This is a genomic window from Chryseobacterium vaccae (genome assembly GCF_009602705.1).
Lineage (GTDB): Bacteria > Bacteroidota > Bacteroidia > Flavobacteriales > Weeksellaceae > Chryseobacterium > Chryseobacterium vaccae.
This window is the reverse complement of sequence record NZ_VSWH01000001.1, coordinates 4624324-4643983: the sequence shown is the minus strand read 5'-3', so window position 1 is coordinate 4643983 and position 19660 is coordinate 4624324. Positions and strand designations below refer to the sequence as shown.

Here is a 19660-nt window from a genome sequence, read left to right as displayed (position 1 = left end):
TTGACAGTGCAAAAATCGAAAGAAAGATTGACTTTCACCTCTCTTGAAATGATAAAAATTTGCTCCATATTAACCTTTTTATTTAATTTTAAATCTGTAAACAATCAAATGAGAACAAAATGAAAATTCAGAAAGAAATTATAGAGTTTGAAAAAGGAAAATCTTTCAAGCTGTTTTCTCCTTCGCTGAAAAATTGTTTTTTCTGGCATTATCACCCTGAAATAGAGCTTGTATACGTAGAAGCTCTCAATGGTATCCGCCACGTAGGAAAGGATATTTCAGGTTTTACAGACAGCGATCTTTTACTGATTGGAGCCAATGTTCCCCATCTCAACTTTGATTATGGTATTCAAACAGAATGCAGGCAGCTGGTATTGCAGATGCGGGAAAATTTTCTCCAGGATATCATTCTTCCTGTTCCTGAATTTGAAAATATCAGAACACTTTTAGAAAAATCTTATCTGGGGCTTTCATTTTTTGGAACAACTAAAGACATCGTGGTCGAAAAACTCCAGATTATCAAAGAAAAAAATTCTTTTGAATCATTAATGGGCCTGATTGAAATTCTTCAGATCCTTGCAGATTCTACTGAAGTAAGAGAACTCAATAATGAAGACACCAGGATCAAATGGTTTCTGAATGACAAGATCAGAATGGGGACGATCTATGATTATATTCACGAAAATTATGATAAAAAGCCCAATGTCAACGAGATTGCAGCCATCGTCAGCCTGAGTACTCCGGCTTTCTGCCGTTACTTTAAAAAGCAGACGAATATGACCTTTACAGATTTTGTGAATAATTACAGGATCAACCAGGCTAAAATTTTTCTGCTGAAAGATTATTCTGTGACGGAAGTCTGTTTTCAGGTAGGTTTTGAAAGTCTGTCGTATTTTAATAAGCTCTTCAAACAGCATACGGGAGATACCCCGTCAGAATTCAGGAAAAAACATTTTAAAGCAATTGAAATCAATGGACGGATTGCAGAGATTGCCAGGGATTCGGCCTGTAATAAATGAACGGTCCAGTAGGTGGTAAAGGTTTTAGGCTGCAGTTCTGTACCCATCATCAGGCAAAACCTATTTTGATCCATTTTTATAGTATTAACCCGAATGTCTATCATCTATCCGTTTATTATCTCCCTCTCTCTACAACATAAAAAAGAAACCGCTCATTGCTGAACGGTTTTTATTTTTTAGTGAATATGCTTTTCTGCATGATAAGAGCTTCTTACAAGTGGTGAACTTTCCACATGTCTGAAACCTAAGCTTCTCGCAAAATCTCCAAGCTCATCAAACTCTTCCGGGGTAATGAATTTCTTTACAGGAAGATGCTTTTTGGTAGGCTGAAGATACTGCCCCAGTGTAATAACGTCTACATTGGCATTTCTGATGTCTTCAATAGTCTGGAAAACCTCATCTTTCGTTTCGCCTAATCCAAGCATAACTCCTGTTTTGGTTCTTCGTTGCCCGGCTTCTTTCAAATATCTCAGTACTTCAAGGCTTCTTTCGTATTTAGCCTGAATTCTCACTTCTCTTGTTAAACGTTTTACTGTTTCCATATTGTGCGAAATCACTTCCGGAGCCACTTCTACCAAACGGTCAATATGTTTGGTGATTCCCTGAAAATCAGGAATAAGTGTTTCCATGGTGGTTCCCGGAGAGATTCTTCTTACAGCGTTTACAGTTTCGCCCCAAAGGATAGACCCCATATCTTTCAGATCATCACGGTCTACTGACGTAAGAACAGCGTGTTTAATCTTCATTAATTTGATTGAACGGGCTACTTTTTCAGGCTCATCCCAGTTTACATCCAGCGGTTTTCCTGTTTTTACGCCACAAAATCCACAGCTTCGGGTACAGATATTCCCCAAAATCATAAAGGTAGCTGTACCTTCTCCCCAGCATTCACCCATATTCGGGCAGCTTCCGCTCTGGCATATGGTATTTAATTTATATTTGTCTACCAAAGTTCTAAGTTCTCTGTAGTTCTTTCCGGTAGGAAGTTTCACACGGATCCACTTTGGTTTCTGAACGGTAGTATCTTGAACTAAATTTTCCATTTCTAAAATTGAAGTTCAAAGTTACGTAATTTTTAATGGAAACCATCTACCGGAGAAATTGATGAAAATGATAATTGGAGATATTAATATATATCTGATATGGCAGATGTTGAAATTGTTGGATAAACGCAAAATATGAAAGGTCTTGGTAGAAGGTAAAATTAATAATTTCCCACGGATCACTCAGATGACACAGATCTTTTCCTGTGAAAATTGCGAACTGGAAGGAACCATTTTATGACTGGTATACGATTTTGGATTAATTTGAAAATCCGAGAGAAAAATATCCACAAACATCAGTGGAACTCGTGAGATCTGCGGGAAATATTAACCCACGAAAGTTTTTAACGCTTGAGTTTTTTTTAAGTTTAAAACTTAACGCATAGAAGTATACATGAGATTTTAAAAATCTACGATTTTTATTTATAAACCCAATAAGAAATCTGCGTAATCTGTAAAATTTGCGAGAGAAAAAATACTGACAAACATCTTCTCTTCTGTTTAGTCCGCCTAAATCAAAACAATCAATTCTCTGGCTTTAGCCAAAGCTTACACCGTCTGCGAGAGAAAAAATATTCGCCAACATTAGTGTAATCTGAGGTGATCCGTGGGAGAAATCGAATTTAGCTGTCTTCAAATTCGTTATTTTTCAGCAGTTCGGCCAGTACTTTTTTAGCGCGCATTACCCTTACTTTGGTATTGGCAACAGAAATTCCCAGCTCTTCAGAAATTTCTTTGATACTTTTTTCTTCAAAGAATCTCAGTTTGATAATATCCTGATAATTGGCATCCAGAGACTCAATGGTTTTAATGATCTTTTTCTGTTCTTCATCAGAGATCATCAGTTCTTCCGGAGATTTAGCATATTGATTTTTTACCTCGTCAAGATTTTCAGTGGCATCCTGGTTTTCACGGCTTTTTTTCCTCCAGAAATCGATGACGGTATTCTGGGCAATAGTAAGAATCCAGGTTTTAAACTGGAAATGCGGATCATACATATCCAATTTCGACAGCACTTTTGAAAAAACATTGACTGTAATTTCGTCTGCATCATTTTCATCTCTTACCTTCTTCATCACAAAAGAGAAAACATCCACCCAAAAAATATTAATGAGTTTAGTCTGGGCTTTCTGGTCTTTTTCTTTCGCTTTCTGAATAAGCAGAAATAACTGTTCGTCGTTCATCACTAACAAATATAGCTTTTTAGGCTGAATTTGCAAAGAGCAGATTCAATTTGAAATTCCTCTTTTTGCCTTTCATGATCATACTTCTGAATTTATTATCTTTGCACCGTAAAATTTTAAACAGAAAATAGAGATGAATTCCTTTATAGAAGAACTAAAATGGCGTGGTCTTTTTGCCGATATGATGCCGGGAACCGATGAACAGCTGAATAAAGAGGTAACTACTGCATATATTGGTTTTGACCCGACTGCAGATTCTTTGCATATCGGAAGTCTTATCCAGATAAAAATACTGGCACATTTTCAACAGCACGGGCATAAGCCTGTTGCATTGGTAGGTGGTGCTACAGGAATGATTGGAGATCCGTCCGGAAAATCCGCAGAGAGAAATCTTCTGGATGAAGAAACCCTTCTTCATTACGTAGACTGTCTGAAGAATCAGCTTTCACGATTTTTAGATTTTGAAGGAAGCGGTCCTAACAAAGCTGAACTGGTGAACAACTACGACTGGATGAAGAATATTTCCTTCCTTGATTTTGCCAAAAATGTAGGAAAGAACATCACGGTAAACTATATGATGGCCAAAGATTCTGTAAAGAAAAGATTTTCCGGAGAAAGCGGTGCTGACGGAATGAGTTTTACAGAATTTACCTACCAGCTGATCCAGGGATATGATTTCCTTCACCTGTATCAGAACAACAATGTTAAACTTCAGATGGGAGGTTCTGACCAGTGGGGAAATATTACCACAGGTACTGAACTTATCCGCAGAAAAGCTCAGGGAGAAGCTTTTGCACTGACTGTTCCCTTGATCACGAAAGCTGATGGTTCTAAATTCGGAAAGTCTGAGAGCGGAGAAAACTACTGGCTTGATAAAAAGAAAACTTCACCTTATAAATTCTACCAGTTCTGGCTGAATGCTACCGATGAAGACGCTGAAAGATTCATTAAGTTCTATACTTTCTTAAGCAAAGAAGAAATCGAAGCTTTAATTGAAGAGCACAAAACAGCGGCCCATGAAAGAAAGCTTCAGAAAAAGCTGGCCGAAGAAGTTACAGTATGGGTACATGGAAGGGAGGAATACGAAAAAGCGCTTAAAGCTTCTGAAATTCTTTTCGGACGCTCAACCGCTGAAGATCTGGTGAGCCTTGATGAGGAAACTTTCCTTGAGGTTTTTGACGGCGTTCCACAAAAAGAAATTGCAAAAGCAGACGTTTTGGGAATAAACATTATTGATCTTCTTTCTGAAAAATCAGGATTTCTTAAGTCTAAAAGTGAGGCCCAGAGAGAAATGAAAGGAAACTCCATTTCTGTGAACAAGCAAAAAGTAAACGATACCTATACAGCCAATGAAACTGACCTTATTGACAGTAAATTCCTGTTGTTACAAAAAGGTAAGAAAAGCTATTTTATTGTAAAAGTTCAGTAAAAAGGCTATACAAATACAATTAAAAAGACTGTGCATAACAGTCTTTTTTTGTTTAATCAAATCAAAAGAAAACCACGGATAATTCCGTGGTATTCATGAGAAAGTATCACTTTTAAAGCTCTGTCGTCATAAGGCTTTATAGGTAAAAAGATGAAAAGTTTGTTATATATGTTTGTGTATGATGTATCTTATATTTTTTTGGAATCCTAAAACTTGTAAGAAAGTCCGATTTTCCCTCCTGAAGCAAATGTTCCACCTCCTACTTCCACATTAACAGCTAAATGATCGGTGAAATAATATCTGGCACCTGCCTGTCCTGCAAATCCTACACCTGAAGATTCATCACTGATATAATCATAATCTGATCCGTTGTAGCAATAAGAAAATGAGTTGTAAGCCAGTGTTGCTGCTGCATACACATCCCATTTATTGGGGGTTTTAAAAAGGGTATAAATGATAGTTCCCGTTAATTCCGGCTCCTATCCATCTTCCTTTGATATCTCCTGAGTATTTCTCTGAAGCTAAGCTAAACTCTGCCCTACAGTAATGTCGTTATGGATACCATAATCTAATCCTGCATAAACCGGCATTCCCCATCCATTTGCAACACCAAGGTCTACGTTCACCTGTGCCTCTCCTTTCTGTACTCTTTGTGCATTCATCATCCCAAACATGGAAATAAGCCCCCAGTAAAAACATTTTTTTTATTGATATTAAAATTTATGTGTTATTTCAATCTGCCTTTGAAGACCTCTGCAAAACTATCAGAGGAAAGAGCACAATACAATCCTTAAAAAAATGTAATTTTTTCTACCTTTTTTTAGGTATTTTTAATAGATGGATTTTTAATTATATTCAACCCTTGAAATTCGAATTGAACTAATAATGAGGAGAATACTGTATTTCTTATGTTTTTTGAACTGTTTCCCGTTGTATTCACAGGAACTGTTTCCTCTTAATGAAAAAAAATATACAGATAGTCTTCAACAGGTAATCAAAGGAAACACGAACAGTCTTTCTAAAAGAGATGCTTATTTTATTTTATCTGATTATTACAGAAATACAGCCCCCCCATTAAGTAAAAAATATCTGGAAAACGGCAGAAAATCTGGAGAAAAAGATCCTATTACCGCTGCTTTGTATTCTTATTATGAAGGTCAGTATTATTTTGACCTGGATAAAGAGAAAGCAGCAGTTTCTTACCAAAAAGCAATAGAGGCGCTATCAAAATTCAAAGGAAAAAAATCTGACTTTTATAAAGCTTTATCCTGGTACAGCTACGGAATTACCCTGAAAAATAAAGAAGGCTATCCTTATTGTATTAAAATAATGCTTGAAAAGAGCATTCCGGCAGCTGAACCGTATGGAGAGACCCAAATGCTTGGCTATTTATATACCCAGCTGTCTCTGATGCTGACCTATAATGCTGAATTTGAAAAAGCAGAAAGTTATAATACCCAAGCCATTCATATTCTTGAAAAAAAAGCCCCTCATTCCACCGAATTGTTTTATGCCTATCTCAGCAGGTCAGGAAATTACTCCTACCAGGCTAAAGGCAGTGTTGGGAAAAAATTTCTGGATCAGGCAGAGAAAATGATTCTTCCCTATCCTGAATCTTCTGCCAATGCTTCTTACTTTTATCACAAAGCTTTATATTTTATCACCCAGCAGGAAAATAAAAAGGCACTGGAAGCTGTAGAAAGAGGATTGTCTTACACTAAAAAGTTCAATATGAAACTGCTGATGCAGATGTTTTATTTCCAGAAGTATGATACTTATAAAAAGCTTAAAAAATATAAAGAAGCCAAAGAACTGCTGGAATATGTTCTCGCCGAGAAAACCCTGGGCATGGACCTTAACAACAGGAAAACCATCTACAGTCATTTATCCAGCCTCAATGAATTCATGGGTGATCCGGTTCAGGCCTTGGCCTGGGAAAAGAAGTATTCAAAACTGAGCGACAGCTTGCATACTGAAAATGTAAAACTGGAAATCAATAAACTGGAAGCTAAATTTAATGCATCTGAAAAAGAGAAAAAAATAGCGCTTCTTAATGCCGAGAAGAAGCAGAAACAACTGGAAGTTAATAAAAAGAATTACTATCTATGGGTATTAAGCCTCGCCTTATTATTTCTCATAAGCCTGCTAACCTTTTTATTTGTTATTTACACCAACAGTAAAAAGCTTTCTGAGCAGAAAGAGATCAATCTTCAGCAGAAAATAGAAGATATTAAACAAAAGGAAGAACTAGCCCTTACCAAAGCAATTCTTGAAGGAGAAGAAAGAGAAAGAGAGCGTGTCGCCAAGGATCTTCATGATGGTCTTGGCGGGATGCTGGCAGGCGTAAAAATCAATCTGTCTACCTGGTCTTCAACACATCTTGATCCGGAGCAGCATAAAGATTTTTACAAAATTCTCCACCAGCTTGACCATTCTGTAGCGGAGCTCAGACATGTAGCCCGGAATCTGATGCCTGAATCTTTATTTAATTTCGGATTGGAAACGGCACTGAATGATTTGTGTGAATTTTATACCCGCAATGATCTGGATATATGCTTCCAGTCTATCAATATTGAAAAAAATATCCCGCTTACCATTCAACTCAATATTTACAGAATTGTTCAGGAGCTACTGGCTAATGCAGTAAAACACGCCCAGGCCAGCAGTATTCTTCTTCAGTGTTCTCAATCCGGTGACAGTTTTATGATTACGGTTGAAGACAATGGAAAAGGATTTGAAAAAAACAGTAAAAACAATATCAAAAGCATGGGATTCAGAAATCTCAGAAACCGTGTGAATTACCTGAAAGGAAAAATGGAAGTAAGCTCCGACAGCCAGGGCACCACGATTAATATAGAACTTACGATTAATGGAGAATAAAAAAATAAATATAGCTATTGTAGACGATCACCCGATTGTTATTGAAGGACTAAAAATAATGCTGAACAGCCAGCCTTTTTTTCACGTCTCCGAAAGCTTTACTTCCGGTTCGGAGATTGTCAGCTTTATCCGTTCGAATGAAGTGGATATCATTCTTCTTGATATTGCACTGCCGGACGCCAATGGAACGGAACTTTGCAGGGAAATCAAGAAAATATCTCCGGAGACCTCCGTAATCATGTTCAGTAACAGATCGGAGCGTAGTATTATTATGCAGTCTATACAAAACGGAGCCAGTGGTTATCTGCTGAAAAATACGTCTATTAATGAACTGGTTGTATGCATCAAAGGAGCGCTTTCCGGAAATATTGTTTTCTGTAATGAGACGAAACAGATCATCAGCAAGCCCTCTTCCAATGATCTTCCGATTCCGAGGCTTACCAAAAGAGAGAAACAGATCTTACAGATGGTTGCTCAAGGGAAAACCAGTGCCGTTATTGCAGAAGAGCTCTTTTTAAGCCCTCTTACCGTAGATACTCACCGAAAAAATCTGCTGCAGAAATTTCAGGCTAAAAATTCAACGGAACTGATTAACCTTGCTGTACATATGCATCTGATGGAGGAGTAATAAAAATAAAAAAACCGCTTCCTGAAAAGCGGTTTTATTTTTTTATATAAAGTGTAAAATTACAATTCTAAGAAGCTATAATCAATAGAAGCTACCATAGGACCCGCTCCTTTTTTCTTATCAGTTCTTACTATTTCTCCATCTATCCAAAGATTGATAACCAACTCTGAATCTGGCTGTGGAAGGTCTGCTTTAGCATCAAGGTTAAGCTGTGCCTGACTTGAATTTACAAAAAACTCACCACTAACCCATGTGGTTCCCACCGGATCAAATATGTCAGTTTTTACAGTTCCTACCTGCGTTACGATAGCTTTAATCACTCCGCCTGAAGTTGTTTTTACTTCAAACTGAACGACATGATCCTGAAATTCATCATCGTCATCCTTTTTACAAGAATTGACAACGGTAATTACAGAAAATAATAAGACGAATAAAAAAGAAAGTCTAAGTAAACTTTTTGATTTGTAAAATTGCTTCATTTCTCCAAATAGATTTTTTAATGTTTCAAATATAAGTTTTTTATTAATATAAAAATAACTTTTATGAAAAATTTCCAATAAAGATTTGCAAATAATATCAAATCAGCAAAACTACAATTTAGCAACTGTATAGCGTGTGAACAGTACAGAAAGGCAAAAATTATATGCTATTCAACTTACGGAATAAAACCTCAGTATTTGAAATCAGAAAATATGATTTATTAATTATATTTGCTGTATGAATTTAGATTACCTTGTAAGAGAACCGGAAAATATCACCTCTACGACTCCTGTACTTTTTATGCTTCATGGTTATGGCAGCAATGAACAGGATCTTTTCAGTTTCAGGGAAACGCTTCCCTCCGACTGGCTTATTGTAAGTTTCAGAGCTCCAAGAGATACTCAATTTGAAGGATATTCCTGGTTTGATATTAATTTCAATGATCCGGAAAATTTTATAGATGTTGTACAGGCTAAAGAATCCCTGAGCAGTGTTCTGGAAAGTATTCTGAAGATTGTCAACCATTACGGACTTACGGACAGTAAAGTTCACTTATGCGGGTTCAGTCAGGGTGGTATCTTATGTTATGCTCTGGCACTGAAGCATCCGGAACTTTTCAATTATGTAGCCTGTCTGAGCAGTTATCCTGAAGAAAAAATTCTGGATGGCATTGTTAAAGATAAAAAGAAGCTGGAAAGACTCCGGTTTTTTGTATCACACGGTACAGATGATGCTGTTATTCCTCTAGATTGGGGAAGAAAAGCAGCGGATCTTCTTTATGATCTGAGCTGTTATTTTACTTTCAGAGAATATATGAGTGGCCATGGCGTCAATCAGAAAAACTATATGGATCTGATGGATTTCTTTTCAAAATAGGCTTATATACCATTAAAGATTTCCAATCAATAAAACTGAATTAATTACCGTTTATACAAACATTCCTGCATTTGGAATGTTTTTTTATTTACAATCGGGATAATTTCACTAAATTCAGTAAATGAAACCAACGCTTTTTTTACTGGCAGTATTTTTCAGCATTTTTATTGGTGCGCAGAAAAATTCTTTTGAACTGATCAATACAAAAAAAGCAGTTATTCCTTTCAAACTGATTAATAATCTGATCTTTATTCCTATCAATGTTAACGGGGCAGAATTAACCTTTCTGCTGGATACCGGAGTTGCTGAAACGCTGCTTTTCAGTTTAGATAATAAAGAAATTAAGCTTTCTAATGTAGAAAAGATGAAGTTTTCAGGTCTTGGAGAGAACGTAAGTATTGACGGTTTTAAGTCTGACCGTAATCTTGCCAAAATCGGAGATCAGATTGTGAATACATCTATGATGCTGTATCTTATTATGGATGAAGAATTTAACATTTCTTCCCATATTGGAATTCCGGTAAATGGCGTTATCGGCTATCATTTTTTCAAGAATCACCCTGTTTCCATAGATTATGTGACTAAAAAAATTACGGTTTACCAGGATTCTGAAACCATCCAAAAAAAAGTCAGAAAGTATGAGGAAATCCCGATTACAATAGAACAGGACAAGCCTTATTTAACGGCTGATGTGGAAATGACCACTGAAAAGAAAAATTCAAAATTGCTGATTGATCTGGGAAATAGTGATGCCATATGGCTCTTCCCTGCCCTGATCAAAGATTTTGTATACAACAGGCCTAATATTGATGATTTTCTTGGGCGTGGCTTCAACGGAGATATTTATGGTAAAAGAAGCAGAATTCATACTCTTTATCTGGGAAAATTTCAGTTTGAAAAGCCTCTTACTGCCATGCCGGATGAGTATTCTATCCAGCATGTAAAAATAGTAGAGAACAGAAAAGGCTCTATAGGCGGAGAGATTCTGCGGCGCTTTACCACTTTTTTTGATTATACCGGCGGTAAGCTGTACCTTAAAAGAAACAGAAACTTCAATGATCCTTTTCATTTTAACATGAGTGGACTGGATTTCAGACAAGACGGATTGGAATGGCAGCAGGACCGCGTAAAAATAGAACCTCAGAGAAAAGCAGAATCCGGCAACGAAATTTCTGTAGGAAATACATTTCAGTATAAATTTACTTTAAAACCCCTATTTTCGATTGCCGGTGTAAGGAAAGACTCCCCGGCTTATAAGGCAGGTTTAAAAAAAGATGATCACATTATCACCATCAACGGAAGCAAAACTGCTGATATGACCATGGAAAAAATCATGGATATGATGAAGTCTGAGGAAGGAAAGAATATTACGATGGTAATCCAGAGAAATACCCAGCAGATGACGTTCAGCTTTGTATTGGAAGATCCCATCCCTTATCAAGAATAATATATGAAAACAGAAGAAACCACATTAGATAAAATAAGAACCCGGCCCAGATTCAAGATGTATACCCATCTTACAAAAGAGGAATATGCAGATAATCTGAAAAAATACCTTACTGAGCACAAAGGTGAATTTTCCGGCAACGTTAATAAAGAAGTAGCAACAATCTATGTAGAAACAGCCTATGATAATTACTGGAAACCAAGACTTTCTTTGAGGGTAGAGATTGAGGAGGAGCATACCACCATACGAGGCGTTTTTGGTCCCAGTTCAGCAGTATGGACCTTTTTTATGTTTCTTTATTTTTCTTTTTCCATTCTCTGGATGACGTTCTTCACGATGTATTATGTGGAAAAACAAATAAAAAGCGCCGAGTACCCTTGGGCCCTGAGCGCTTCTTTTGTTATGTTGTTCTTCATACTCCTTACTTATCTCGCTGCAAGATTCGGGCAGCATAAGGGTAAAGATGAGATGTTTAAGCTGAGAAGATTTGCTGAAGAATCTACTTTACAGTTTGAGAAAAAAATCAGTTAACAGGAAGTTCTTCCGGTTTTTCAGCAGGTACCGCCATTGCTTTCGCTGTTTTGATGGAATCTGCCACTCTCTCTCTGTTATCCTGTTCTTTGATCATTTTTTCAACATTCGGTTCTAAAAGCTTGTTCATTTCTTCTACTGAGATATTATTGGCATTCGGATCTTCCAGAAGTTTTCTCCATGGCTTTCTTCCGCCCCATTTATAATCCCCGAAGACCATTACCGGCGTTCCTTTTGCTTTTGTGGTTGCTCCTCCAGGATTAAGAATCCAGGTATCTGCATAAGAATACAGCCATTGCGCATCTTTCATTAAGAGACGTAAGCATGAGTGTGATGCAGGATATCCCGGCAGATCATACTGATGCCATCCGATCCCGCCTATGTTATGAATGTTGAAATTATAGGGAAGTTTCCATTCGCTGCTGACTGTTGAAATGGAAAGTTTCTTTTTCCAGTTGGCAAAAGTAAGGCCTCTGGTTGTCTGCGCAGATTTTTTCCCCATACTTGTCGGTCCCCATTTCACAAGACTTCCGTTGGAATATACTCCGTAAGCCTGAATAGGATATGAAAAGATGACAAATTTTTTAACACCGCTCAATACATCCAACTGCATAGGAAATGGTGAGTAAGCCATCAGGGTTGTATCTATTTTAGCAGGAACCACTAAGGTATCGGAATTCCATTTATTTTTAGAATCAAGTCTGTTCAGGGCCAAAATAGCGTAACGTTCGCGTTCGCTGTATTTTTTGCTGAATTCAGCATATACGGAATCTCTTAATTTTTTGTCTTTCGGAAGTGCCAGCGCGTTATAAAAACCATTTTCCTGCATTGCCGGCGGCATTGATTCTTTTTTCACCACCGAATCCTTCTTTACTGAATCTTTTTCTGCAACAGGATTTTCGGATGAAGAAACGGTATCTTTAAAAGTATCGCTGATCTTTTCAATTTCTTTTTTACATGAAATCATCAATGCAGCACAAAAACAGGCATATAAAAATGATTTTTTCACAGATATGTTTTTCATAAATAAAATAGGTCACTTAGTTTGGCTACCCAGTGCAAATATCAGACCTAAAATTGAATCCTAAAAGACATTCCGAAAAATACCGTAAAAAAACGGTAGTCAAACCCAATCTGTTTACAGCAGTTTATTGGTTTTAGCATAGGCAAATGCTTCTGCAATATTGTTTACGCCTATCTTTTCGAAGAGTTTCTTCCGGTGAAATTTTACGGTATCTGCGGTAATAAATAATTTCCCGGCTATCTCGCTGATGGTCATCCCGCTGGTATACAGGCGCAAAATCTCATGTTCTCTTTCTGAAAGTTTTATCTTTTCTTCTTTATTCCATTGATCTGCTTCCGGATCATATCTCCATATTTCATCTGATCCTTCTTTACTCAGCACAATATTCCCCGCCTCGGTACTGTTAGAAAGAGATACGAAACATAAGGCCTTCCATACCTGGCCGTTTTCTGCGAGAAACATAGGGGTAAGCTTATGATTAACAAGAATTTCATTCTTTTTCCCATTCATCAGGTGAAAATCATAAGATATGCTGTATTTTTTTCTTTCAGACACCGGTATCGTGTCGTAAAATTCAAATCCTGCTTTATTAATTTTTATTAAAAGTTCTACATCTTTCGGCCTGACATGCTGAAAATAAAAGGCATATCCCAATTCTTTCACTTCTTCGGAAGATTTTCCGCATAGAAATAAAGGATTATCGGACACATATTCGAAAGATTTAGTCTGATAATTGATGACGTATAAGCTTTGATAAGTAATCCTGGCAAAAGCTCTTACGGCTTCCAGATAATCTCCGGACTGCGAAAAATCAATTTCAGCATCTTTGCTTACCTCATTTTTTTCGTTAAAAAATTGGTTTATTTCTTCCATGTATCCTTACGTGCTTAGAACTGCTACCCAAAAAGGTAGTATTTGTTTCTATACAGCAAATCTACACAAAAGTGTAGCAGTTATCAAAATGACGTGATATACATTTGCGAAAAATATTCACAGTACTGTATATCTTAGGAAAAATGAAGAATATCTATTTCTATTCACGATTTATTTTATGTACAGCTGTACTTGTGATGCTGTCTTCTTCATTTCAGATATCCAGAGGGAGGCATATCTACCGTAATCACTGGATGATACCCGCTCACAAAGATTTAAAAATAAAAAATTCAACAAAGGAAAGTCTGGAAACGGTTTTATACAATTCTTCCAGGACAGCTCCACTCCACTATGTCATCAATAACCATGAAATAAAGGAACTGCCTATTAACGATTCGGTCACCGTTAAAGTGAATTTCGCCCATGAAGTTTTTATCGTAAATAACTCAAACCATGAGAGTCAATTCAGACTGAAAATTTTAAATAACAGCGGCCGAATTAAAGCAGTCATCCGAGATCAGTCAAAGAAATAGAATACTAAACTGGTCAAAATTATCGATCTGATAATCTCTACTATTACTGTCTTATGACAGTAATTTTTTTTGATACTATCCAGCACGTTTACAATTGTTGAAATAGCTCAGGCAGAATGATCATTTTATATTGTAAACCACTATAAATCAATTGAAAAAAAAAAAAAAAAAAAAAAAAAAAAACACGGCAAATTTATCAATTTGCAACCGGGAGGAAAGTAAAAGTTTTTTTGTACACAAAAAGACTATCTCACTTTTGAGACAGCCTCCAAATACTTAAAAAAGTTATGCTCAGCGCATTGGGCCTGTTGCATAGCAAGCAAGTACCCCACCCCTAATACTATTGGTATTTTCCGCGATGTACTGTTCTGCGTCTGCCACAGAATTAAAATAGTAATAATAAGTATCGTAGCGAACTACTCCATTAATAATTTTATGCATGCGTACAGATGCATGTAATCCACATTCATTTAGTCCTTGTCCTGCAGGCTGTATAGTAAATACTCTACTTTCATTTAATTTCTGTTCTTTCGGCTGGGTTGCAAATACAGAATAAGAAGTAAATACACCAATAGCTGCCAATAGTAATTTTCTTTTCACCACTCTGAAAACAGAGCTCTGCTGAACTTTAATAAGTTCTTTTTTAATGGTATTTCTCATAATAAAAAGTTTTGATTAACAATTCGAAGATAGAAAGAACCAGACTAAACAAGTAATTATAACGAGCAACTGCAACTGTTGATTAAGTAATTGCCACGTTCTTTCAGATAACTAAGATTTCTGAAGTTGATCTACATGAAAAATATCAATATTGGTAAAAGTATAAATATTGCTTCCCCGGATGAAAATAAACGTAATATTAATCTAACCTCAGTTCGGGATAAGAATATCTGATGGATGCAGGTTTGAAGCTGGATGATGGAAGAGGGAAGTTTTGAAAGTCATTAAAAACAAATATTGATCTGTTTTTATTTAATTTGATTTTCTGGTGGCTTTCAATACGTATAACTAAAAGTAACTTCCAGCCTCCTTCTTCCATCTTCCAACCTTTTACATTTAAACTCCTTAACACGAACTCAGGTTAATCTATATCAATATCTTCTACTTTCTGTATGAAATCATTTTTCTTCCGTTGTGAAACATTGAGTATTGAGTTATCACTCATGATGACCTGTCCTCCTTTTCCTTTTATATATTCCTGAAGATGGGAAAGGTTAATAAGGTGTTTGTGATGTATCCTAAAAAAATTGTATCCTTCAAGTATTTCTTCAAACTCATAAAGAGTTCTGGACACCACTATTTTAGTATTATTGATCATATAAAACGTGGTATAATTTGAGTCTGCTTCACAGCGAATAATTTCTGCAACATTAACCATTTTGAAGCCCTGCAGTGAGGGCAAGCTAATTTTATTTTCATAAACGGTATGATGAACAGGTTTATTTTTTTTTATATTTTCCAAAGCCTTATTGACCGCAATAATAAAATCAAGCCTTTGAACGGGCTTTAAAAGATAATCGGTGGCTCCGTTTTTTATAGCCTGAATGGCGAAGTTTTCAAAAGCAGTAATAAATATAATCTGTGATGGGATTTCTTTAAATTTTGACAGCAGATCAAAAATGGTCCCGTCACGCAGCTGGATATCAAGAAACAATATATCGGGAACTTTTTTTACAAGATTTTTATATGAATCTTTAATATTTGAAGCCTGAAAACTGATCTCAATTTCGGGAAATTCTTCTTTTAGCAAGAGTGTAATATAATCTCTTCCATGTTTTTCATCATCAATGATGCAAATTTGTGTTTTGGTTTTCATTTGGTGTTATATAAAGTTTAACTGCTGTGCCCTGTTTTTCAGACTCATCAGAAAGATTAACGATTTTTAAAGTAATATCAGTTTCAAAAAGGTGCTTGAAGGTCTCAATCCTTTTTTGAGATAATTTTAGTCCGAAAGAATTACTAAGTGTAGATTCTTTTATATCGCTGATTCCTGTACCATTATCTTCAATTATTATACAAAGAAACCCATTTTTATAATCAAATGATATGCTGATAAGACCTTTCTGATTTTCAAGATCGGAAACACCGTGCTTAATTGCATTCTCTACAAAAGGCTGTATTAATAATGAAGGAATCGCCCAGTTTTTATTTACTTCTTCAGAAATATCGATACTATAGTCGAAAAGATCATCCTGACGAAGCTTTTCCATATTAAGATATAAAAAGAGATAATCAACTTCTTCATTAATCGTAATAAAGGTTTTTTCCGAATAATGAAGTGTCTTTCTGATCATTTTGGAAAATATATTTAAATAGTTTTCAGTTTTTGAATAATCACCTTTGAAAAGCAGATACTGGATAGAATTAAGACAATTATAGATAAAGTGAGGATTAATTTGTGCTTTAATAGCCTGCAATTCTAAGTCTGCTATTTTTTTCTCAAAATACAGTGCTTCCAGTTTTTTCTTACGCTGCTTTTGAAAATATAAATTAATCAGCACATATACGACAGTTAAAAGAATAAAGGTTAGGACTGAAGTAAACCACCATGTCTGCCAGAACCGGGGCTTAATTTCAAATGCCAAATTTGTAGAAGCATATGACTGTTTTCCATTGTAGCCCAAACCAATAACTCTTAACAAATATTTTCCCGGAGGTATAGAATTAAGAATAATTTTAGAGGAATTAGTTGTCTGCCAGGTATTATTAAGGCCTTCCACCTTATATTTAAATGCAATCTTTCCTTGTGAAGTATAATCTGGAAAGCTGAGATTAAAGATGACATCATCAGGAGTGATTCCTTCCAGCTTTTGGCTGATATTGGAATATTCTTTATTTCCTATTTTTACGGAATTGATAATTACTTTTTTATTAATGGATTTCTCCTGTGCAAGTAATTTCCTGATTGGAAAAATCACCAGCCCGCCGGAAGTCCCAATAAAAACAGAATCATTTCTTACAATACAACCTGCTGTTAAATTAGAAGGCAACCCATCCAGCTGAGTGAAATTATTAATTCTTATATTATTTTCTTTAATTTCAATTCTGGATATTCCGGAATTGGTGCTTGCCCAAAAAACATCAGGCGTTTCAATATTAATTTTCTTAACCTGGTTATTTATTAAACCATCATTTTTTGTGATTTTCCTTACTATACCTTTGTTATTAAAAAGAATGACTCCATTAGTATTACCAGCACCGACATAAAGATTTTCTTTTAATTTTTTAATGTCTTTAAGGTAGCATCTTTCCAAAAATATTTTTCTTTTTTTGGTTTTTATATTCAATTTATACAAATCATTGAAATTACCCATCAATATACTATCCTGACTAAAAGGCAGCGCAGTGTAAGTTCTTTCATTAGATAAAATTTCAATTTTTTCATTTTGCATATGATACGCAAATAAGCCCTGTGCTGTACAAAGTAATATAGAATTTTTGCTGTAAGGAGCTATATTTTTAGCATTGTAATTCAATATTCTCTTTTTATTTTGTTTAGTATCATAAACAAAAATCCTGTTAGAAAATGCGAAAACTAATATATTTCCGTGAGCATATATACCTTTACTATCATGTTTATAGTATTCATCAAATACTATATTCTTTAATTTACCATTCCTGTAAATGGCACTGGATGAATTATTATAACCTAAAAAAATATTCTTTCCATCGGTAGCAATAGCTTTTATATATCCTGAATTGTTTTTTAATGAGAGATTAATATAGTTATCAAAGAAAACCTTAGTAATAAAAAAAATACCGTTATTTTTTGAATTAAACCACACATTATCATCTTTATCTACGAGAACATTATGAATAGTATAATTCTGTAAAAGTTTTACAGGCGTTTCTAATAGTTTCTTTTCGTCCAGTAATGACTGGTTAAAATATAAGGCTCCGCCAGCTTCTAAATTCAGCCATAACTTATTGTTCTTATCTATAGAACCATATATGATATTTTGTTTTAATTGGTAGGAATTTATTTTCAGAAATTTAAAAAGCCCCTGCTTTTTGTATACATTAATTGTTCCTTTATGATTGAACACAAAAAGATTATCTTTTTGACAGACAAACTCTCCTTCAGCCTGAATAATTTTTATCTTATTATCATTCATATTATAGGCTAAGACATGATCTTCAATATTATCCCTCATATATAAAATATTCCTGTGAAAATCATATTTAAAGGCATTTACATTTTTTTGACCATAATTTAATGTAACGGTTTGAGTTTTAAAAGCACCATTCTCATACGTAAGAATACTTTTAGGATTATTTGTACTATATAAATACAACTTATTCCCATTTCTATCAGTTCTGGCTAAAGAATTTGCAAACTGGTTTTTGAGAGATCTGCTGAAGCTTAAATTAATAATTTTTTCATTCTTTAAATAAGCAAAATCATTCAGATATGGGATCAAAAAAACCTCTCCGTTAGGTAAAGGCTCACAGTCTATTACTTCTATATTCATCAGTCCCTCTTCTTTCCCATATTGCTTAAATTCCTTCCCATCAAATCTAAAGAGTCCGTTATCACTACCTATCCATATAAAACCATTGTTATCTTGTTTTAAACGATAGGTGTATGAACTATTCAATCCGTCATTTTCATTATAGTTCCGCAATCCGGGTATTTGGGAAATGTGAATAGAAAAAATACAACTTATAAGAATTACAAATATTTTTCTGAACATTAATATTGAGTGGTGATGGGTTATACTCAATAAAAATACGTTTTTTAGGTATTAACCTATTATTTTCTTCTATTATAGTTTTAAAGATATACCTTAAATAAAACTTGATAAGCAAAGCGGCTGCCTTGCTTATCTTAAAAACATACTGTTACTATTTTTCCCTTATCTGTTTTATTCATTATCTTCTTTGGAAGAATTCCATTTCAGGATTCCGTTTTTATCAAACCTATAGGTATCTTTATGCCATGAGGCTCCTCCCCTGCATCCGGTTTCTAATAGTTTCTTTGTTTTATTCACCCTTACATCGCATAAACAAGAGCATCGTGACCGTGAATAATCTGGTTCTTTAAGTTCTACAAAACGTTTTGTCGCAGGTTGATACAGATAAATGGTAAACATTCTGTAAACGCCCATTCCGGCATCCGGTACAGAGAATGCGACATCATCATATCCGTCAAAATTATAGTCTTCTATGATACTCTGCCTGGCAGCATCCGGGTTTTCTATAGATAAAAGTTCTATACTTTCTTTTTTACCGTTACCATAATCAAAAGTAAGGCGGTCATTGTAAAAGTGGTTGAAAGAAATCAATACGCCATGCATCAAATACTGATTGCCGCCGTCATATTTTTCTGTTTTTTCATCTACAGGTTCCAGCTTAAAATTTCTGCCGTCTTTTTTCCGGATATAGCTTACATCAAAAAAAGTATGTTTCATAAGAGAAAGCCTGTAGGTTCCGTTTACTTTCCCATCAACCATTTCATCCCAGACATAATGGTGCGTATCCGGCTGCCCATCGTCTCTTCCGCTTGTATCTAAGGTGTACTTTTTAATTTGTAAGGGAATCCTGCCTTTCTGCCCGTCATACTGCACAAAGGCTCCTTTACCTTTTGTTCCATAATAAAATGTTACTCTGAATTCTTTAGCCTCACCAACCGATTTAAAAGTAAAAGGCTGCGCATGAACTACAATAGAAAATAAGATGCTATATAAAAATAAAAGCTTTTTCATAAGATACA

Annotated in this window: 20 protein-coding genes; 8 read left to right on the top strand and 12 right to left on the bottom strand. The window is 35.3% G+C overall.

From position 1 onward, the window contains the following. Window positions 1-119 precede the first annotated feature (119 nt). Window positions 120-1019 carry an AraC family transcriptional regulator gene (locus FW768_RS21345; protein ID WP_153398965.1) on the top strand — a complete coding sequence of 300 codons (900 nt, stop codon included), beginning with the start codon at window positions 120-122 and terminating at the stop codon, window positions 1017-1019. Between the two features lie 176 nt (window positions 1020-1195). On the opposite strand, the gene lipA is transcribed toward FW768_RS21345, so the two are convergent. Together lipA and FW768_RS21335 are read right to left on the bottom strand one after the other, a co-directional pair. Beyond that, window positions 1196-2062, bottom strand: a complete 867-nt coding sequence (gene lipA / locus FW768_RS21340; protein WP_153398962.1) for a lipoyl synthase — start codon at window positions 2060-2062, stop codon at window positions 1196-1198. A 623-nt stretch (window positions 2063-2685) separates the two neighbouring features. After that, window positions 2686-3246, bottom strand: a complete 561-nt coding sequence (locus tag FW768_RS21335) for an RNA polymerase sigma factor (protein ID WP_153398959.1) — start codon at window positions 3244-3246, stop codon at window positions 2686-2688. Between the two features lie 133 nt (window positions 3247-3379). Here FW768_RS21335 and tyrS point away from each other — a divergent pair, with 133 nt between their 5' ends. Next, window positions 3380-4675 carry a tyrosine--tRNA ligase gene (gene tyrS / locus FW768_RS21330; protein ID WP_153398956.1) on the top strand — a complete coding sequence of 432 codons (1296 nt, stop codon included), beginning with the start codon at window positions 3380-3382 and terminating at the stop codon, window positions 4673-4675. A gap of 206 nt (window positions 4676-4881) precedes the next feature. On the opposite strand, the gene FW768_RS21325 is transcribed toward tyrS, so the two are convergent. Together FW768_RS21325 and FW768_RS21320 are read right to left on the bottom strand one after the other, a co-directional pair. After that, entirely contained in the window at window positions 4882-5130 is a 249-nt protein-coding gene (locus FW768_RS21325; protein WP_262885803.1) for an outer membrane beta-barrel protein, read from the bottom strand. Window positions 5131-5196: 66 nt separating this feature from the next. Further along, window positions 5197-5340 carry a hypothetical protein gene (locus FW768_RS21320; RefSeq protein WP_153398950.1) on the bottom strand — a complete coding sequence of 48 codons (144 nt, stop codon included), beginning with the start codon at window positions 5338-5340 and terminating at the stop codon, window positions 5197-5199. 265 nt (window positions 5341-5605) lie between these two features. Between FW768_RS21320 and FW768_RS21315 the strand changes: the two genes are divergently transcribed. Then, window positions 5606-7555, top strand: a complete 1950-nt coding sequence (locus FW768_RS21315; protein ID WP_185152029.1) for a sensor histidine kinase — start codon at window positions 5606-5608, stop codon at window positions 7553-7555. Continuing rightward, on the top strand, window positions 7545-8183 hold the full coding sequence (locus FW768_RS21310) for a response regulator (RefSeq protein WP_153398944.1): 639 nt from the start codon (window positions 7545-7547) through the stop codon (window positions 8181-8183). Before FW768_RS21315 ends, FW768_RS21310 begins: the two co-directional genes overlap by 11 nt. A gap of 59 nt (window positions 8184-8242) precedes the next feature. Here the strand turns inward: FW768_RS21310 and FW768_RS21305 are convergent, their stop codons facing one another. After that, window positions 8243-8662 carry a hypothetical protein gene (locus FW768_RS21305; protein WP_231128760.1) on the bottom strand — a complete coding sequence of 140 codons (420 nt, stop codon included), beginning with the start codon at window positions 8660-8662 and terminating at the stop codon, window positions 8243-8245. A gap of 238 nt (window positions 8663-8900) precedes the next feature. Here FW768_RS21305 and FW768_RS21300 point away from each other — a divergent pair, with 238 nt between their 5' ends. The 3 genes from FW768_RS21300 to FW768_RS21290 all read left to right on the top strand — a co-directional run bounded on the left by FW768_RS21300 (window position 8901) and on the right by FW768_RS21290 (window position 11517). Further along, window positions 8901-9539 (top strand): alpha/beta hydrolase, encoded by a 639-nt coding sequence (locus tag FW768_RS21300; protein WP_153398938.1) that lies wholly within the window; start codon window positions 8901-8903, stop codon window positions 9537-9539. 121 nt (window positions 9540-9660) lie between these two features. Continuing rightward, complete coding sequence (locus FW768_RS21295) at window positions 9661-10986, top strand: PDZ domain-containing protein (protein WP_153398934.1); 1326 nt, start codon at window positions 9661-9663, stop codon at window positions 10984-10986. Window positions 10987-10989: 3 nt separating this feature from the next. Next, a complete protein-coding gene (locus FW768_RS21290; protein WP_153398931.1) occupies window positions 10990-11517 on the top strand; it encodes a hypothetical protein in 528 nt (175 codons plus the stop codon). Here the strand turns inward: FW768_RS21290 and FW768_RS21285 are convergent. Together FW768_RS21285 and FW768_RS21280 are read right to left on the bottom strand one after the other, a co-directional pair. After that, window positions 11510-12526, bottom strand: coding sequence for a L,D-transpeptidase (locus tag FW768_RS21285; RefSeq protein ID WP_231128758.1), 1017 nt, complete (start codon window positions 12524-12526; stop codon window positions 11510-11512). The two genes, FW768_RS21290 and FW768_RS21285, sit on opposite strands and share 8 nt — an antisense overlap. A gap of 129 nt (window positions 12527-12655) precedes the next feature. Then, window positions 12656-13414, bottom strand: coding sequence for a response regulator transcription factor (locus tag FW768_RS21280; protein WP_153398925.1), 759 nt, complete (start codon window positions 13412-13414; stop codon window positions 12656-12658). Between the two features lie 143 nt (window positions 13415-13557). On the opposite strand from FW768_RS21280, the gene FW768_RS21275 reads away from it, so the two are divergent. Continuing rightward, complete coding sequence (locus FW768_RS21275; protein ID WP_153398922.1) at window positions 13558-13947, top strand: hypothetical protein; 390 nt, start codon at window positions 13558-13560, stop codon at window positions 13945-13947. Window positions 13948-14238: 291 nt separating this feature from the next. Here the strand turns inward: FW768_RS21275 and FW768_RS21270 are convergent, their stop codons facing one another. From FW768_RS21270 to FW768_RS21255, 5 genes are all read right to left on the bottom strand, one after another. Next, window positions 14239-14607, bottom strand: coding sequence for a hypothetical protein (locus FW768_RS21270; RefSeq protein ID WP_153398920.1), 369 nt, complete (start codon window positions 14605-14607; stop codon window positions 14239-14241). Window positions 14608-14806: 199 nt separating this feature from the next. Next, window positions 14807-14986 carry a hypothetical protein gene (locus FW768_RS23580; RefSeq protein ID WP_185152028.1) on the bottom strand — a complete coding sequence of 60 codons (180 nt, stop codon included), beginning with the start codon at window positions 14984-14986 and terminating at the stop codon, window positions 14807-14809. A gap of 42 nt (window positions 14987-15028) precedes the next feature. Further along, on the bottom strand, window positions 15029-15763 hold the full coding sequence (locus FW768_RS21265) for a LytR/AlgR family response regulator transcription factor (RefSeq protein ID WP_153398917.1): 735 nt from the start codon (window positions 15761-15763) through the stop codon (window positions 15029-15031). After that, window positions 15732-18572 carry a sensor histidine kinase gene (locus FW768_RS21260; protein ID WP_185152027.1) on the bottom strand — a complete coding sequence of 947 codons (2841 nt, stop codon included), beginning with the start codon at window positions 18570-18572 and terminating at the stop codon, window positions 15732-15734. Before FW768_RS21260 ends, FW768_RS21265 begins: the two co-directional genes overlap by 32 nt. 240 nt (window positions 18573-18812) lie before the next feature. Continuing rightward, entirely contained in the window at window positions 18813-19652 is an 840-nt protein-coding gene (locus tag FW768_RS21255; RefSeq protein ID WP_153398911.1) for an XAC2610-related protein, read from the bottom strand. Window positions 19653-19660 lie beyond the last annotated feature (8 nt).

Bases quoted from the DNA above. Each gene is read 5' to 3' on its own strand.
- tyrS (WP_153398956.1), top strand. From the start codon at position 3,380: ATGAATTCCTTTATAGAAGAACTAAAATGGCGTGGTCTTTTTGCCGAT.
- FW768_RS21305 (WP_231128760.1), bottom strand. From the start codon at position 8,662: ATGAAGCAATTTTACAAATCAAAAAGTTTACTTAGACTTTCTTTTTTA.
- FW768_RS21280 (WP_153398925.1), bottom strand. From the start codon at position 13,414: ATGGAAGAAATAAACCAATTTTTTAACGAAAAAAATGAGGTAAGCAAA.
- FW768_RS21320 (WP_153398950.1), bottom strand. From the start codon at position 5,340: ATGATGAATGCACAAAGAGTACAGAAAGGAGAGGCACAGGTGAACGTA.
- FW768_RS21300 (WP_153398938.1), top strand. From the start codon at position 8,901: ATGAATTTAGATTACCTTGTAAGAGAACCGGAAAATATCACCTCTACG.
- FW768_RS21275 (WP_153398922.1), top strand. From the start codon at position 13,558: ATGAAGAATATCTATTTCTATTCACGATTTATTTTATGTACAGCTGTA.
- FW768_RS21270 (WP_153398920.1), bottom strand. From the start codon at position 14,607: ATGAGAAATACCATTAAAAAAGAACTTATTAAAGTTCAGCAGAGCTCT.
- FW768_RS21265 (WP_153398917.1), bottom strand. From the start codon at position 15,763: ATGAAAACCAAAACACAAATTTGCATCATTGATGATGAAAAACATGGA.
- FW768_RS21290 (WP_153398931.1), top strand. From the start codon at position 10,990: ATGAAAACAGAAGAAACCACATTAGATAAAATAAGAACCCGGCCCAGA.
- FW768_RS21295 (WP_153398934.1), top strand. From the start codon at position 9,661: ATGAAACCAACGCTTTTTTTACTGGCAGTATTTTTCAGCATTTTTATT.
- lipA (WP_153398962.1), bottom strand. From the start codon at position 2,062: ATGGAAAATTTAGTTCAAGATACTACCGTTCAGAAACCAAAGTGGATC.
- FW768_RS21310 (WP_153398944.1), top strand. From the start codon at position 7,545: ATGGAGAATAAAAAAATAAATATAGCTATTGTAGACGATCACCCGATT.
- FW768_RS23580 (WP_185152028.1), bottom strand. From the start codon at position 14,986: ATGGAAGAAGGAGGCTGGAAGTTACTTTTAGTTATACGTATTGAAAGC.
- FW768_RS21335 (WP_153398959.1), bottom strand. From the start codon at position 3,246: ATGAACGACGAACAGTTATTTCTGCTTATTCAGAAAGCGAAAGAAAAA.
- FW768_RS21345 (WP_153398965.1), top strand. From the start codon at position 120: ATGAAAATTCAGAAAGAAATTATAGAGTTTGAAAAAGGAAAATCTTTC.
- FW768_RS21255 (WP_153398911.1), bottom strand. From the start codon at position 19,652: ATGAAAAAGCTTTTATTTTTATATAGCATCTTATTTTCTATTGTAGTT.